The following is a 13,878-nucleotide window of genomic DNA, read 5'->3' as shown; positions in this document are numbered from 1 at the left end:
CTTCGGCGCACGCTCTATATATCGTATGCAAGCAACCCATGGATAGGGTCCGGGCCGGTACACATTGCGGTGTGGTCCCGCCCAAGCATGCGATTGGAGAATGAAATGGCCACAGCGTCTGCCCCCGCCGCGGCATGGCCCACCGAGCTGCGCGTGGTGAACGAGCGGCACGCCCTCGCCGTCACCTTCGATGATGGCCAGAGCTTCACCCTGCCGGCCGAATATCTGCGCGTGGAAAGCCCCTCCGCAGAGGTGCAGGGCCACAATCCGGACGAGAAGATCCTGGTCGCCGGCAAGCGCAACGTCCGCATCGCCCAGGTGGAGCCGGTGGGCAATTACGCCGTGCGGCTCATCTTCGACGACGGCCACTCCACCGGCCTCTACACTTGGCCGCTGCTCCTCGCCTACGGGGTCGAGCAGGAGGAAAAGTTCGGCGCCTATCTCAAGGCGCTGGACGACGCCGGCCTGTCGCGCGGGTAAGGCCCGCACGATGGCGTGAGGGTGTAACCGGGCACAGGCGCCGGCCGAAGCGCTCAAGGAGCGCGTTCGGCCGTGTCGCGGCGAATGGCGCCTCGCTCCGGAGAACCGCCCAATGCCCGCACCGACACGCCCCTCTTCGCGCGCGCGCCTGATGCACGCCACCTCCCTCATGGTGGCGCTTGCGACTGCCGCCGCGCCACCGGCCGTCGCCGCCCCGCAAAACCAGCATCTCACCGTCGTGGAACTGTTCACCAGCCAGGGCTGCTCCTCCTGCCCGCCGGCGGACGCCAACCTCATCGCCCTCAGCCGGCGGCCGGATGTGCTCGCGCTCAGCTTCAGCGTGACCTATTGGGATCATCTCGGCTGGCGCGACACCTTCGGCAAGCCGGAATTCACGAAGCGCCAGTATGCCTATGAGCCGCAACTGGGCGAGCGCGGTCCGTTCACTCCGCAGATGGTGGTGAACGGCCGCATCAGCCGCGTCGGGTTCAACCTGGCCGAGATCGAGCGGGCCATCTCCGTTGCCCCGCCCTTCAGCGGACCCGACATCACCCTCGGGCCGAGGGAGGTGTCCATCGGCCGGGGAGCGGCGCCTGCCGCGGAGGCCGACATCTGGCTGGTGGCCTATGATCCACACGTGGTGGAGGTGCCGGTGCGGCGCGGCGAGAATTCCGGCCGCACCTTGCCCCACGTGCGCGTTGTCCACCGACTGGAACGCCTCGGCGGCTGGGATGGCAAGCCCGTCCACATCGCCCGGAGCGAAACGCCGCCGGGCCTGCTCACAGCGGTCCTGATCCAGCTTCCGTCCGGCGGCCCGATCCTGTCGGCGGCGACCGAATAAGCCTCGCGACGGCCGGTGCTTGAAACGGCCGAAGCCGTCCCCAGCGGGAAAGGGGTCAGGAGCGGGAAAAGGGGCCTGGGGCCCCCTGCCCTCACTTCACCCGTTCGAGCACGGAGACGTAGTTGGCCACAGCGGCGCCGCCCATGTTGAAGATGCCGGCCATCTTGGCGTCGGCGATCTGCATGTCGCCGGCCTCGCCCATGAGCTGCATGGCGCAGAGCACATGCATGGACACGCCGGTGGCGCCGATGGGATGGCCCTTGGACTTCAGCCCGCCCGAGGCGTTCACCGGCAGCTTGCCGGTCTTCTCGGTGATGCCCTCGCGCACCACCTTGTATCCCTCGCCGGGCTTGGCGAGGCCCATGGCCTCGTATTCAAGCAGTTCGGCGATGGTGAAGCAGTCGTGGGTCTCCACCAGGTCGAGGTCGTCGAGGCTGATGCCGCCCTGTTCCAGCGCCTTCACCCAGGCGCGGCGGGCGCCCTCGAAGGCGATGGGATCGCGCCGCGACAACGGCAGGATGTCGTTGGCATGGGCACGGGCGCGGAAGGCGACGGCGCGCTGCAGTGTCTGCGCCACGTCGGGCGAGGCGATCACGAGGGCCGCGGCGCCGTCCGACACCAGCGAGCAGTCGGTGCGGCGCAGGGGGCCGGCCACATAGGGGTTCTTCTCGGAAATGGTGTTGCAGAACTCGAAGCCGAAATCCTTGCGCATCTGGGCGTAGGGATTGGAAACGCCGTTCTTGTGGTTCTTGGCGGCGATGCGCGCGAGTTCCTCGGAGCGATCGCCGTAGCGCTGGAAATAATGCTGCGCGATGCGGCCGAACACGCCGGCAAAGCCGCCGTCGATGTCGGCTTCCTCCTTGCGGTAGGAGGCGTTGAGGAGGATGTCACCCACCTCGGCGGTGGGCTTGGCAGTCATCTTCTCGGCCCCCACCACGAGGGCGATGCGGCCCTGACCGCTGGCGATATAGTTGAGCGCCGAATGGATGGCGGCCGATCCGGTGGCGCAGGCATTCTCCACCCGCACCGCCGGGGTGTGGGCGAGTTCCGGCACGCTCAGGGCTGGCATGGCGCCCTGGAAATCCTGCTTCTGGAAGCCGGCGTTGAACACGCCCACATGGATGGAATCCACATCCGAGGGGGCAAGGCCCGCATGCTCGATGGCAGCGCCGGCCACGCGGCCCATCAGCGCCTCGGTGTCGGCATCCTCGAGCTTGCCGAACGGCGAATGGGCCCAGCCCACGATGGCGGCCTTGTTCTCCAGATCTCCTGCAGGCATGTCGTTCTCCCGGCGGCGTGACGCCGCGTTGTGTTGGTCTTGGTTGAGATAGGGACGCGGCCGTCTTTATGACAGGCCCGCGATAAAGCCATCCGGCATCACGAAAATCTGTTCTGCGGCAGGGGCCGATGGCAGGCCCGGCATGGTCATGATGTCGCCTGCCAGCGCCACCACGAAACCGGCACCGGCGGACAGGCGCACCTCCCGCACCGGCAGCACATGGCCTTCCGGCGCGTTGCGCGCCGCCGGATCGGCGGAGAAGGAATATTGCGTCTTCGCCATGCACACCGGCAGGTCGCCGAAGCCGGCGATCTCATACTCATGGAGCTTGCGGGCGGCGGCGGGGGTGATGTCGACCCGGGCGGCGCGGTAGATCTGTCGGGCGATGGTCTCGATCTTGGCGGTGAGGGGCATCTGGTCGGGATAGAGGGTGTGGAAGGTGGAGGGACGGGCCACCAGTTCCAGCACCGCGCGGGCCAGATCTTCAGCGCCGGCGCCACCTTTTGCCCAATGGTCGCAGACGTGGACGCCCACCCCGAGCGGCGCCAGGGCGGCGCGCACGGCCTGCGTCTCTTCCGGCGTGTCGGAGGTGAAGCGGTTCAATGCCACCACCACCGGCAAGCCGAACTTCTCCAGGTTCTCCACATGTCGCTTCAGGTTGGCGCAGCCGCGCGTGACCGCATGGGGGTCCGGCGTGCCCAGCTCCTTGAGCGAGACGCCGCCATGCATTTTCAACGCCCGGACGGTGGCCACCACCACGGCGGCGGAGGGCGCAAGGCCGGCCTGCCGGCACTTGATATCGAGAAACTTCTCGGCCCCGAGATCGGCCCCGAAGCCGGCCTCGGTCACCACCACGTCGGCAAGGCCAAGGGCGGCCTTCGTGGCCATCACCGAATTGCATCCATGGGCGATGTTGGCGAACGGGCCGCCATGGACGAAGGCGGGGGTGCCCTCCATGGTCTGCACCAGGTTCGGCTGGAAGGCGTCGCGCAACAGCGCCACCATGGCGCCGATGCCGCCCAGTTCCTCGGCGGTCACCAGCCGGCGGCCGCGGGTCTGGCCGATGACCATGCGCGACAGGCGCTCCTCCAGGTCCGCCAGATCGGTGGCGAGGCACAGGATGGCCATGACCTCGCTGGCGACCGTGATGTCGAAGCCGTCCTCGCGGGGGAAGCCGTTGCCCGGCCCGCCGAGGCCCACGGTGACATGGCGCAGCACGCGGTCGTTGAGATCCATCACCCGCCGCCAGCTGATGCGCCTGGCGTCGAGGTCGAGGCCGTTGCCCCAGTGGATGTGATTGTCGATGAGCGCCGACAAGAGGTTATGCGCGGCGGTGATGGCGTGGAGGTCGCCGGTGAAATGCAGGTTGATGTCCTGCATGGGGATGATTTGCGCCCGCCCACCGCCGGTGGCGCCGCCCTTGGCGCCGAACACCGGGCCGAGGGAGGGTTCGCGCAGGCACACGGCGGCCCTGGTGCCGAGGCGGGCCAGGGCATCGCCGAGGCCGATGGTGGTGGTGGTCTTGCCCTCCCCCGCCGGGGTCGGGTTGATGGCGGTGACCAGCACCAGGTGCCCGCGCGGCCGGGTCTCGATCTCGGTGATGAAATCCAGCGCCACCTTGGCCTTGTACGGACCATAGCGGTAGAGCGCATCCGCCGGGATCCCCAGGGCGTCCGCCACCTCGGCGATGGGCCGGGGTGTCACGCTGGCGGCGATGGCGGCGTCCGAGGAGGGATCGAGCGGGCGGGCAGTTCTCTCGTGCATACATCAGTCCCCAGGCGGCGCGACCCTACCGGGTCGCACCACGCGAGGGAAGCATGGGCGCGGCAAAAATGCTGTGCCCCAGTGAGGGGGCACCGCGCCTCAACCGCCCTTCTGGGTCTCTTCGGCCTTGCGCACGGGGGCCGGCTGGTCCACCGCGTCAAGGCCCTTGTCGATCTTCTGCACGATCTTGGTCAGGTCGTCCGGCTCGGGCTTGAGGTCGCGGGCGTGGGCCCACTGGAAGCCCGCCTCCAGCTTGCGACCGACCTTCCAGTAGGCGTCGCCCAGATGGTCGTTGATGACCGGATCCTGCGGCATCAGCTCGATGGCGCGCTCAAGCTGCACCACCGCCTCGTCGTAGCGACCGAGGCGATAATAGGCCCAGCCCAGGCTGTCCACGATGGGGCCGTCGTCGGGCCGCAGCTTGGCTGCCTTGCGGATCATCTCGACGCCCTGGTCGAGGTTAACGCCCTGGTCCACCCAGCTGTAGCCCAGATAGTTGAGCACATGGGGCTGGTCCGGGTTCAGTTCCAGCGCCTTCTTCAGGTCGGCCTCCGCAGCCGGCCAGTTCTTCGAGCGCTCGCTGCAGATGCCGCGGAAATAGAACAGCGCCCAATTGCCCTTGGTGGGCTGGGGAATGAGGGCGATGGCCTTGGAATAGGTCTCAGCGCATTCGGCGAACATCTTGCGCGACTGCTGGATCTTGCCCAGCGCCACGATGGCCTCGATGTCCTTGGGGTCGGCCGCAATCATCTTGTCCAGATGGGCGCGGGCCTCCTTGTACTTGTCGGCGGCGTCGAGGTTGACGGCCAGCTGGACCTCGGCGTTGCGCTTCAGCGGCGAGCTGTCCGGCACGCTCTCATAGACCTCGATGGCCTTGGAGGGCTGCTTCAGCTGCTCATAGAGATCGGCCAGCGTCAGGCTGGCGAACGGGTGCTCGGGATAGAGCCAGATGGCGAGCTGCAGATAGACGAGGGCAAGGTCCTCGCCGCCCTGCCGGCCCACGGTGGAGCCGAGGCCATAGAGCACCTCGGAGGAGCCCTCCTGCGCCGTCTTGACCAGCGGCGGCAGGGTCTTGCCCGCCTTCAGGTCGCGGATGGCCGCCATCACGATGGGGTGGTTGGGCAGCTGCTTCTCGAAACTGCCATAGGCGGCCAGCGCCGCGTCGATGCTCTCGTTGCGCGAGGCCCAGCGGGCATAGGCGTCGATGGCGCGCAGCGAGCCGGGATCGATCTTCATCGCCTGCTCGAGGCGCTTGCCCGCTTCCTTCTTCTGCCCGGCGGCATCGAGGATGAGGCCGGCATGCAGTTCCTTGAGGGGCGCGTACCAGTCGGGGCCTTCCAGCCGGTCGATGAGCTCCACCGCGCCCTTGGTGTTGCCCGAGCCGTAGAAGGTCCAGGCGGCCAGCAGCGTGGCAGTGAGATCGCCGATGGGGCCGCGCACCGAAAGGGCGAGGTTGGTGCGGGCGGTCTGGTAGTGCGCCTTCTTGATGGCGCGAACGGACAGGGCCAGACGGGCGATGCGGTGGGTGCGGTCCGCCTTCACCATGCGGTCGGCCAGCTTCATGGCCTCGTCGATGTCGCCATCCATGAGCATGGCGAAGAAGGTGCGCTCGACGATCTCGTCATTGCGCGCATCGAGCTTCATCAGGTTGCGCAGGTAGGTCACCGCCGCATCCGAATCGCGCTCGGAGCTGGCGAGCCGCGCGGCGAGATAATTGCCGGCCAGCGAGGTATCGACGTCGGGGACCGCTTCGGCGCGGGCCGGGCTCGCCGCGAGATGGAGCACCGCAGCAAAGCCGGCCGCAAGGGCCAGGGAGAAAAAGGGGCGTGCAGTCGTCACCGATCGTATGTCCTGATAAAGCCCCCGGCCGGTTGAACGCCAGAGATACGGGTGAAGGATCCAAGCGGGGCGAGATGGCGCGAGGATGGCGGCTTTCCTGTGACACCGCAAGTTACGTGCGCGTAATGCCGCGCGCGTCCTACCGCAGGGCGGTGGTGCGGTGCGGGAGAGGGGCGAGGGGGAGAGGGCAAGGGGAGAAGGCGGCCCGGGCGTGACGCCCCGGCCTGATCTGCTATAAGCCCGGCCCATGGAACTGATGCGCGCGCGCGCCCCGGCGAAGATCAACCTGACGTTGCGCATCGAAGGCCGTCGCGCCGACGGCTTTCACGATCTCGCGAGCCTCGTCGCCTTTGCCGGCGCCGGTGACCTCGTCTTCCTTCAGCCCGATGCGCCGCTGGCGCTGGAGGTGTGCGGCCCCACGGCAGCCGCCGCCGGCCCGGACGACGACAATCTGGTGATCCGCGCCGCCCGTGCCTTTGCGGAACGGGTGCCCGGCGCGCGGCTCGGCCGTTTCGTGTTGGAAAAGCGGCTGCCGGTGGCGGCGGGGCTGGGGGGCGGCTCGTCCGATGCCGCCGCCGCGCTGCGCCTGCTCGCCGGCCTCAACGGGCTGGCGCTGGATGATCCGCGCCTGTTTGCGGCCGCCCGCGCCACCGGATCGGACGTGCCGGTGTGCCTTGATCCACGGGCGCGGCTGATGCGCGGGGTGGGCGACGTGCTCTCGGCCCCGCTCGCCCTGCCGCCGTTGTCGGCGGTGCTGGTGAATTGCCGGGTCGCCGTGCCCACCGCCGGCGTGTTCCATGCGCTGGGCCTTGCGCCGGGCGCGGCTTTGGCTGGTCCCGAGCACCCGGACGGCCTGCCGGAGACGACGATGGGGAATGCGGCGGCCGTGTGCGCCTTCCTGTCCGGCCTGCCGAACGATCTGGAGCCGCCGGCCCTGGCGCTGGCGCCGGAGATCGGCCGGGCCATGGCCCTGCTTTCCGAAGCGCCCGAGGCGCGGCTGGTGCGCATGTCCGGCTCCGGCGCAACGGTGTTCGCCCTCACCGACAGCTGCCACACCGCCGCATCGCTGGCACGGCGCCTGCTTGCTCAGCAGCCCGGCTGGTGGGTGAAGCCCACCGTTCTGCGATAGGGCTGAACCCCACCATGACGCGCCCCCCGAAGACGTTGCCCCGATGACGCTGCCCGCCTTCCTCTTCGCCGCCCTTGGGGAAATCGCCGGCTGTTTCGCGGTCTGGCATGTGGTGCGGCTCGGCGGGTCGCACTGGTGGCTGCTGCCCGGCATCGTGAGCCTTGCCGCCTTCGCCTATGCCCTCACCTTCGTGGAGGCGGAGGCTGCCGGCCGGGCGTTCGCGGCCTATGGCGGCATCTATATTTTGTCGTCGCTGGTCTGGATGTGGACGGTGGAAGGCGTGCGCCCCGACCGTTGGGACGCCACCGGCGCGGCTCTGTGCCTCGCCGGGGCGGCGGTCATCGTCTTCGGCCCGCGGGGCTGATCTCAATCAGGCCCGCGTGGCGCGGCCTTCTCGCGGGCGAGCAGGCGCTGGTAGACCCAGCCCATGGCCACCAGAACCAGTCCGAGGCCGATGAAGGAGACCGCGCGCAGCACGCCCTCCAGATCCGCCATGTCGGAGAGGAACACCTTCAGCACGGTCGCCACCATCACCGCCGCCGAGGCGAGGCGCAGGGTGCGCGATCCGCGCCACAGGCCGATGCCCAGCAGCACCATGCCCGAAACCAGCCACGCCGCCGAATAGGCGTACCACTCGGCCGAACTGATCTGGTCGGGATCGAGCACGTCGCCCTGAAACAGGCGGCTCACCTCGAAGGTGATGTAGGCCAGCGCCAGCACGATGGCGAGGCCGCCCGCCACCAGCTTCACCTTGGCGCGCGCCACCGGCTGCACCCCGGCGAACACCAGCGCCAGCCCCGCCGGCAGCGCGAAGGCGACCAGCAGGTCGTTGAACAGCACCCCGCCGACGCTCTCCCCGGTGGCGAACGGATTGTTCTCCCCGAGGCCGTTGAGGGCGCACAGAGCCGCGATCGCCGCGACGAGGTCCGAGAACAGCCGGTAGAAGCCGCGCCCGGTGATGGTGGCAAGGCGCGACAGGCCCACCGCATAGGCCCCGTAGATGCAAGCGAGCAGCCCGGTCTCGAACAGGCGGGTACCGCTGGCATAGATGTCGCCGCCATGGGCGAGGTGGCGCACCTCGGTTGCCGCCAGCATCACCGCGAACAGCAGCGCCAGGCTCTCATGCACCCGGCGGCTCCAGTCGTCGCCGCTCTTCGCCAGCAGGAAGGCGGCGCCGGCGAAGGCGAAGGCCGGCACGCCGTAGCCCCACAGCAGCCAGTTGAAAATCGGGGTGGCTCCGGGGTCCACGGCGATGGTGGGCAGCCACACGATGCGCCCCAGCACCACCAGCGCGAGGGCGGCGGAGAAGGCGCGCAGGCCCGGAAGCGGCCGCAGGGTGGAGATCCACGCCACCCCCAGCGCCGCCAGCGCGAGCCCCACCGTGAGCCAGCCCTTCTCCAGCGCGAAGGTGAGCGCGAGCGCGAGCGTCACCACCGCCCCGGCGGCGAAGATGGTGCCGCCATAGGCGCGCACGCTCCGCGACAGCCGCTCGGCGGCGAGCGTGAAGAGGAAGGCGAGGGCCAGCGCCAGCGCTGCGAACGGCACGCTGCGGTCGAGCTCGGTGAGGCGCGCATAGGCGGCGATCAGCATCAGCACCGGGCCGAGGGTGCCCGTGACCGCCCAGCCGACGAGGACCAGGAAGCGCCCGCCGCGCCACGCGCCGGCAAGCCCCGCCCCCAGCATCAGCGCGCCCATGCCGAAGGCGTAGACCATGAAGTGGCCGATCGAGAGCCGCGCCGGCTCCGGCAGCGCGCCGGCCATGGGCCCGGCGGGGGCCATGGCGGTGCCCGGCAGCGGCGGAAACACCCATCGGGTGAGGATCGCGGGGGCCAGCACCGCCACCGCAAGCGCGGCCAAGGTCATGGGCTTCACCCGCCACGCCAGCGCCAGCACGCCCACGGCGGCGAGCACGAAGACCGAGAGCGGCATGCCGCCCACCAGCCCGTCCACCGCCGCCGCGGCGGTGATGACCAGAGCGCCCACGGCACCGAGGATGGAGATCGGCTCCGGCCGCGGGCCGGTATCGGGACCCCAGAACAGGCGCGGTGCCAGCAACAGGGCGGTCAGCGCCAGCAGCACCAGCCCCAGCGCGCCCGAGGCGCTCACGGCCTGCGGCACGTCGAACACCACCAAGGTGAGACCCCACGCCACCACGCCGATGATGGCGATCAGGGCCAGCCACGCCCAGCGCCGCACCCGCGCCACGGCGAGTGCGCTCGCCGCCACCGCCGCGATCAGCAGGGCGACGCCCCAGGCATTGGGATCCTTCGAGGTGATGAGGAAGGGCGTCACCGCCGCGCCGATGAAGCCCAGCGCCGCAAGAGCCGGACCATGCAGCAAGGCGGCGAGCAGGGTGGCGACGCCGGTGGCCGCCAGCAGCAGGAAGGCGGCCTGCGGCGGAATGAGGTGGTACAGCTCATAGGCCGCATAGATGCTGCCGAAGGCGGTCATGGTGCCGGCGGCGGTGAGGATGCTCGGCACGTCCGGCACCCGCCCAAGGCCGGCAAAGGGGCCGGCAGCCGGCGCCGAAAGCGGCTCGGCCGGCTCTTCCCTGCGGGCACGGCGGCGCAGCACTTCTCCCCCCGCGAGCAGCGCGACCGCCAGCAGCAGCCCCAGCCCCACCCGCATGCCCGGGCCGATGAGGTCCTGCTCCACGGCGAAGCGCACCAGGAACACTCCGCCCAGAGCCAGGGCGAGGCCGCCCACCCACACCGCCCAGCGCGCGCCCACCTTCTCCTCGAATCCGGCGAAGCGTTCCTTGAGCTGGCCGGCATCGAAGCCCGGCCGCGGCGGAAGCGGCGGCGCGGCGTCCTCGGGCTGCGATGGCGCCGAGAGCGGCGGTGGACGCGTCACGTCATGCAGGGCCGGCGGGCGGGCGGGCTCTGGCGGCGCGGTGGCCGGTTCAGGCGGCCGGGGCGCGAAGGGCGCCAGCGTGACCGGGCCTGAGGGAATCGGGGCGGCGGCGGGAGGCACGGCAGGAACGATGCCGAAGGCCTGCGCTTCCAGCGCGGCGACCCGCGCCTCCAGCACCCGGATGCGGCCCCGGTGCTTGAGCACGAGCACGAAGGCGACCAGCGTCATCACCGGAAAGGCGAGAACCACAAGAATGAGAAGTGCCCATTCGTCCATCGCCATGCACCCGTCTGCTGCCACGCCGGCCTTCGGCCGACTCCGCGTGGGAAACGCTCGCATTTCCCCACCGGCATCGGGGTGTAGCGCAGCGCCCGGCGCAACGCTAGCTGAGCCACGTTAAGTGCTCAATTTAAAAAAGGATTTCCGCGTTTCGACAGCGGTAGCATGGACCCGCCGGCGGACCGTACCGGCCGGCGTTTCCTTGGAGACCGTTTGAAAATTCAACCGGATCAGCGCTCGCAGCCCTCGCAGGCACTTGACCGCCGTCATGGTCGGGCTTGTCCCGGCCATCCACGCGGCGAGGATTGGAATGATTTTCGCCGATTGTCCCAAGCAGTTCGGCTTGGATGCGCGGGAAAAGCCCAGGCATGACGACAGTGTTTGCGGTTATGCCCTTCTGAATTTCCAAACGCGTGCTTATCGCCTCACCCCTCGCGGAAGCGGTTGGTGATGGGATAGCGGCGGTCGCGGCCGAAGTTGCGGCCGGTCACCTTCACCCCCGGCGCCGCCTGCCGGCGCTTGTATTCGGCGATGTTCAAAAGCCGCTCCACCCGCGTCACGGTGGCAGCGTTGAAGCCGTCGGCGATGATCTGCGCCACCGAATGCTCGCGCTCCACCAGGCGTTCGAGGATGGCGTCCAGCACCGCGTAGGGCGGCAGCGAATCCTCGTCCTTCTGGTTCTCGCGCAATTCGGCGGTGGGCGGCTTGTCGATGAGGCTGTCGGGGATCACGACGCCGTCCGGCCCCAGCGCGTCGGCCGGCTTCCAGCGGTTGCGCAGGCGCGACAGGCGGGTGACCTGGGTCTTGTAGAGGTCCTTGATGGGATTGTAGCCGCCGTTCATGTCGCCATAGAGGGTGGCGTAGCCGGTGGACATCTCGGACTTGTTGCCGGTGGTCACCACCATGGCGCCGAACTTGTTGGACACCGACATGAGCAGCGCGCCGCGCACGCGGGACTGGAGGTTTTCCTCGGTCACGTCGCGCTGGGTGCCCTCGAACAGGGGCGCCAGCGCGGCTTCCATGCCCTCCACCCCGGCAACGATGGGCAGCACGTCGTAGCGCACGAACAGGGCCTGCGCCACGGCGGCGGCATCCGCGAGGCTTTCCTCGGACGTGTAACGATAGGGCAGCATGATGCAGTGGACCCGCTCCGGCCCCAGGGCATCCACCGCCATGGCGGCGCAGATGGCGCTGTCGATGCCGCCAGAAAGCCCCAGCACCACGCCGGGGAAGCGGTTCTTGTTCACATAGTCGCGCAGGCCCAGCACGCAGGCGGCATAGTCCGCCTCATCGCCCTCGATGCGGTCGGCAAGATTGGCGCCGAGGCACTTCCAGCCGTTCTCGAAGCGCTGCCACTTGGAGATGCGCACCCGCTCCATGAAGCCGGGAAACTGCAGGGCCAGGAAGCGGTCGGGGTTAAGGGCGAAGGACGCGCCGTCAAATACCAGCTCGTCCTGCCCGCCCACCTGGTTCACATAGAGCAGCGGCAGGTGGCTCTCCACCACGCGGGCCACCGCCACGTTCTCGCGCTCGGCATAGACGCTCTGGCGATAGGGCGAACCGTTGGGAACGATGAGCAGCTCCGCGCCGGTCTCGGCGAGGCATTCCACCACGTCCGCGCCCCAGATGTCCTCGCAGATCGGTACGCCGAGGCGCACGCCCTTGAACGGGATCGGCCCCGGCAGCGGGCCGGGGGTGAACACGCGCTTCTCGTCGAATACGCCGTAATTGGGCAGGTCCACCTTGTGGCGAACGGCGGAGATGCCACCGTTTTCCAGCAGCAGCACCGAATTGTAGAGCTTGCCCTCCTCCACCCACGGCGCGCCGATGAGCAGCGCCGGGCCGTCAGTGGTCTCGGCGGCCAGCGTCTCGATGGCGGCGCGGCAGGCCTGCTGGAACGCCGGCTTCAGCACCAGGTCCTCGGGCGGATAGCCGGCGATGAACAGCTCGGGAAAGACCACGAGGTCCGCCCCCGCATCGCGGGCGCCGGCGCTGGTGCGGCGGGCAAGGTCCAGATTGCCGGCCACGTCGCCCACGGTGGGGTTGAGCTGCGCGACAGCGATGAACAGGGTGTCGACGGGAGCGTCGGTCTCAGGGGCGCCGGGCGCTATGCCGGTGGTCAGGACGGTGGTCATAAATCGGATTTAACCCCAGCGGCGAAGGGGGGAAAGGGCAAGAAAAGGGCAGGTGCGAAATCTGCCTCATCCGGCGCCATCGCGGCACCCCGGAGGGGCTGCCGCGCGGCGTTTTTCGTCGATCACAGGCCAAGCCGCGACCACAGGGCGCGCTCCTCCACTGCCGCCATGGCCCCGTCCGCCGCCTGAGACGCAAGGTTGCCGGCCAAGGCCGCGCCAAAACCGCCCGGACGGCGCGGGATGAGGCCGGAGGACGACTGCACCAGTGGCATGCGCACCTCCTCGCCGTACCGCGCCTTCAGTATGGAGCGCACGTCGCCCAGCCCGTCCACGAGGCCAAGCCCGGCCGCCTGCGTGCCCAGCCAGAATTCACCGGAAAACAGGCTCTCGTCGTCGGCCGGCAGCGCATCGCCGCGCCGCGAGCGCACGAGGTCCACGAACACGGTGTGAAGTTCCTTCAAGAGCACGTCGAGCCGCTCCACGTCCTCCGGCCGCGTGGGACGGAACGGGTCGAGGGTCACCTTGCGTTCGCCGGCGGTATAGACGCGCCGCTCCACGCCCAGCTTCTCGATGGCCTTGTCGAAGCCGAAGCCCGCCGTCACCACCCCGATGGAGCCGACGATGGAGCAGGGATCGGCGAAGATCTCGTCCGCCGCGCAGGCGATCATGTAGCCGCCGGAGGCCGCCGCATCCTCCACGAAGGCGAAGACGTGCTTCTCCTTCTCCTCCGCCAGCGCGCGGATGCGCCGGAAGATCAGGTGCGACTGCACCGGCGAGCCGCCCGGAGAATTGATGAGCAGCGCCACCGCCGGCGCCGACTTCATGGCGAAGGCCTTGTCCAGCGCCTGCGCGGTGCCGGCCAGCGACAGGCTGCGCGCGAATGGCGTCGTCTGCATGCCGATGGCGCCGGAGAGCCGCACCACCGGCACCACCGGCAGGTCCCGGCGCCACTTCTTGGGGAGGATGCCGCTGACGCGGCGCGAAAGGGAAGAAAGGAAGCTGTCGGCCATGGTCCAGATGTAGGGCGCGCAGGTGACGCACTCAAGGCGCTGATCCACTCAAGGCGGAGTGAGCAGGCGCGGTCAGCGTCAGACCGTGTCTCAGTTTTAAAAGAGCCTTCGGCGAACCTTACCCTCTCCCCCGCGCCGGCCAACTCCCTCTCCCGCCTGCGGGGGGGTGGGGGAGGGGGCACCGCGTCAGGGCAGAATACCGGAGGGCGGGGGTGTAAGCGGAGAGTGCCTGCCCCCTCCCTGCCCTCCCCCGCCCGAACTCGGCTATT

General features: G+C 69.3%; 10 protein-coding genes. 4 read left to right on the top strand and 6 right to left on the bottom strand.

The window, feature by feature from the left end; all coding sequences use genetic code 11:
• Window positions 1-105 precede the first annotated feature (105 nt).
• Together V5F66_RS02320 and V5F66_RS02315 are read left to right on the top strand one after the other, a co-directional pair.
• On the top strand, window positions 106-480 hold the full coding sequence (locus V5F66_RS02320; protein ID WP_012113406.1) for a gamma-butyrobetaine hydroxylase family protein: 375 nt from the start codon (window positions 106-108) through the stop codon (window positions 478-480).
• A 112-nt stretch (window positions 481-592) separates the two neighbouring features.
• On the top strand, window positions 593-1,321 hold the full coding sequence (locus V5F66_RS02315; RefSeq protein ID WP_394093148.1) for a DUF1223 domain-containing protein: 729 nt from the start codon (window positions 593-595) through the stop codon (window positions 1,319-1,321).
• A gap of 91 nt (window positions 1,322-1,412) precedes the next feature.
• Here the strand turns inward: V5F66_RS02315 and V5F66_RS02310 are convergent, their stop codons facing one another.
• From V5F66_RS02310 to V5F66_RS02300, 3 genes are all read right to left on the bottom strand, one after another.
• Window positions 1,413-2,600 carry an acetyl-CoA acetyltransferase gene (locus V5F66_RS02310; protein WP_012113404.1) on the bottom strand — a complete coding sequence of 396 codons (1,188 nt, stop codon included), beginning with the start codon at window positions 2,598-2,600 and terminating at the stop codon, window positions 1,413-1,415.
• Window positions 2,601-2,666: 66 nt separating this feature from the next.
• On the bottom strand, window positions 2,667-4,364 hold the full coding sequence (locus V5F66_RS02305; protein WP_394093147.1) for a formate--tetrahydrofolate ligase: 1,698 nt from the start codon (window positions 4,362-4,364) through the stop codon (window positions 2,667-2,669).
• 99 nt (window positions 4,365-4,463) lie between these two features.
• Window positions 4,464-6,203 carry a tetratricopeptide repeat protein gene (locus V5F66_RS02300; protein ID WP_394093146.1) on the bottom strand — a complete coding sequence of 580 codons (1,740 nt, stop codon included), beginning with the start codon at window positions 6,201-6,203 and terminating at the stop codon, window positions 4,464-4,466.
• A gap of 247 nt (window positions 6,204-6,450) precedes the next feature.
• Between V5F66_RS02300 and V5F66_RS02295 the strand changes: the two genes are divergently transcribed.
• Window positions 6,451-7,332, top strand: coding sequence for a 4-(cytidine 5'-diphospho)-2-C-methyl-D-erythritol kinase (locus V5F66_RS02295; RefSeq protein ID WP_394093145.1), 882 nt, complete (start codon window positions 6,451-6,453; stop codon window positions 7,330-7,332).
• 43 nt (window positions 7,333-7,375) lie between these two features.
• A complete protein-coding gene (locus tag V5F66_RS02290; RefSeq protein WP_012113400.1) occupies window positions 7,376-7,696 on the top strand; it encodes a YnfA family protein in 321 nt (106 codons plus the stop codon).
• Window positions 7,697-7,698: 2 nt separating this feature from the next.
• Here V5F66_RS02290 and V5F66_RS02285 read toward each other — a convergent pair whose 3' ends face one another.
• From V5F66_RS02285 to V5F66_RS02275, 3 genes are all read right to left on the bottom strand, one after another.
• The gene (locus V5F66_RS02285; RefSeq protein ID WP_394093144.1) at window positions 7,699-10,467 is read right to left on the bottom strand and encodes a DUF2339 domain-containing protein; all 2,769 of its coding nucleotides are present in this window, start codon (window positions 10,465-10,467) and stop codon (window positions 7,699-7,701) included.
• Window positions 10,468-10,889: 422 nt separating this feature from the next.
• Window positions 10,890-12,599 carry an NAD+ synthase gene (locus V5F66_RS02280; protein ID WP_394001717.1) on the bottom strand — a complete coding sequence of 570 codons (1,710 nt, stop codon included), beginning with the start codon at window positions 12,597-12,599 and terminating at the stop codon, window positions 10,890-10,892.
• 122 nt (window positions 12,600-12,721) lie between these two features.
• Entirely contained in the window at window positions 12,722-13,609 is an 888-nt protein-coding gene (locus V5F66_RS02275; RefSeq protein ID WP_394093288.1) for a S49 family peptidase, read from the bottom strand.
• Window positions 13,610-13,878 lie beyond the last annotated feature (269 nt).

This window comes from Xanthobacter versatilis (genome assembly GCF_043193975.1).
GTDB lineage: Bacteria > Pseudomonadota > Alphaproteobacteria > Rhizobiales > Xanthobacteraceae > Xanthobacter > Xanthobacter autotrophicus_E.
The sequence above is the reverse complement of the archived record's forward strand: the minus strand, read 5'-3'. Positions and strand labels throughout refer to the sequence as shown.

What these genes read in the sequence shown, in the direction of transcription:
- V5F66_RS02320 (WP_012113406.1), top strand. Translation starts at nt 106, where the DNA reads ATGGCCACAGCGTCTGCCCCCGCCGCGGCATGGCCCACCGAGCTGCGC.
- V5F66_RS02315 (WP_394093148.1), top strand. Translation starts at nt 593, where the DNA reads ATGCCCGCACCGACACGCCCCTCTTCGCGCGCGCGCCTGATGCACGCC.
- V5F66_RS02310 (WP_012113404.1), bottom strand. Translation starts at nt 2,600, where the DNA reads ATGCCTGCAGGAGATCTGGAGAACAAGGCCGCCATCGTGGGCTGGGCC.
- V5F66_RS02305 (WP_394093147.1), bottom strand. Translation starts at nt 4,364, where the DNA reads ATGCACGAGAGAACTGCCCGCCCGCTCGATCCCTCCTCGGACGCCGCC.
- V5F66_RS02295 (WP_394093145.1), top strand. Translation starts at nt 6,451, where the DNA reads ATGGAACTGATGCGCGCGCGCGCCCCGGCGAAGATCAACCTGACGTTG.
- V5F66_RS02290 (WP_012113400.1), top strand. Translation starts at nt 7,376, where the DNA reads ATGACGCTGCCCGCCTTCCTCTTCGCCGCCCTTGGGGAAATCGCCGGC.
- V5F66_RS02285 (WP_394093144.1), bottom strand. Translation starts at nt 10,467, where the DNA reads ATGGCGATGGACGAATGGGCACTTCTCATTCTTGTGGTTCTCGCCTTT.
- V5F66_RS02280 (WP_394001717.1), bottom strand. Translation starts at nt 12,599, where the DNA reads ATGACCACCGTCCTGACCACCGGCATAGCGCCCGGCGCCCCTGAGACC.
- V5F66_RS02275 (WP_394093288.1), bottom strand. Translation starts at nt 13,609, where the DNA reads ATGGCCGACAGCTTCCTTTCTTCCCTTTCGCGCCGCGTCAGCGGCATC.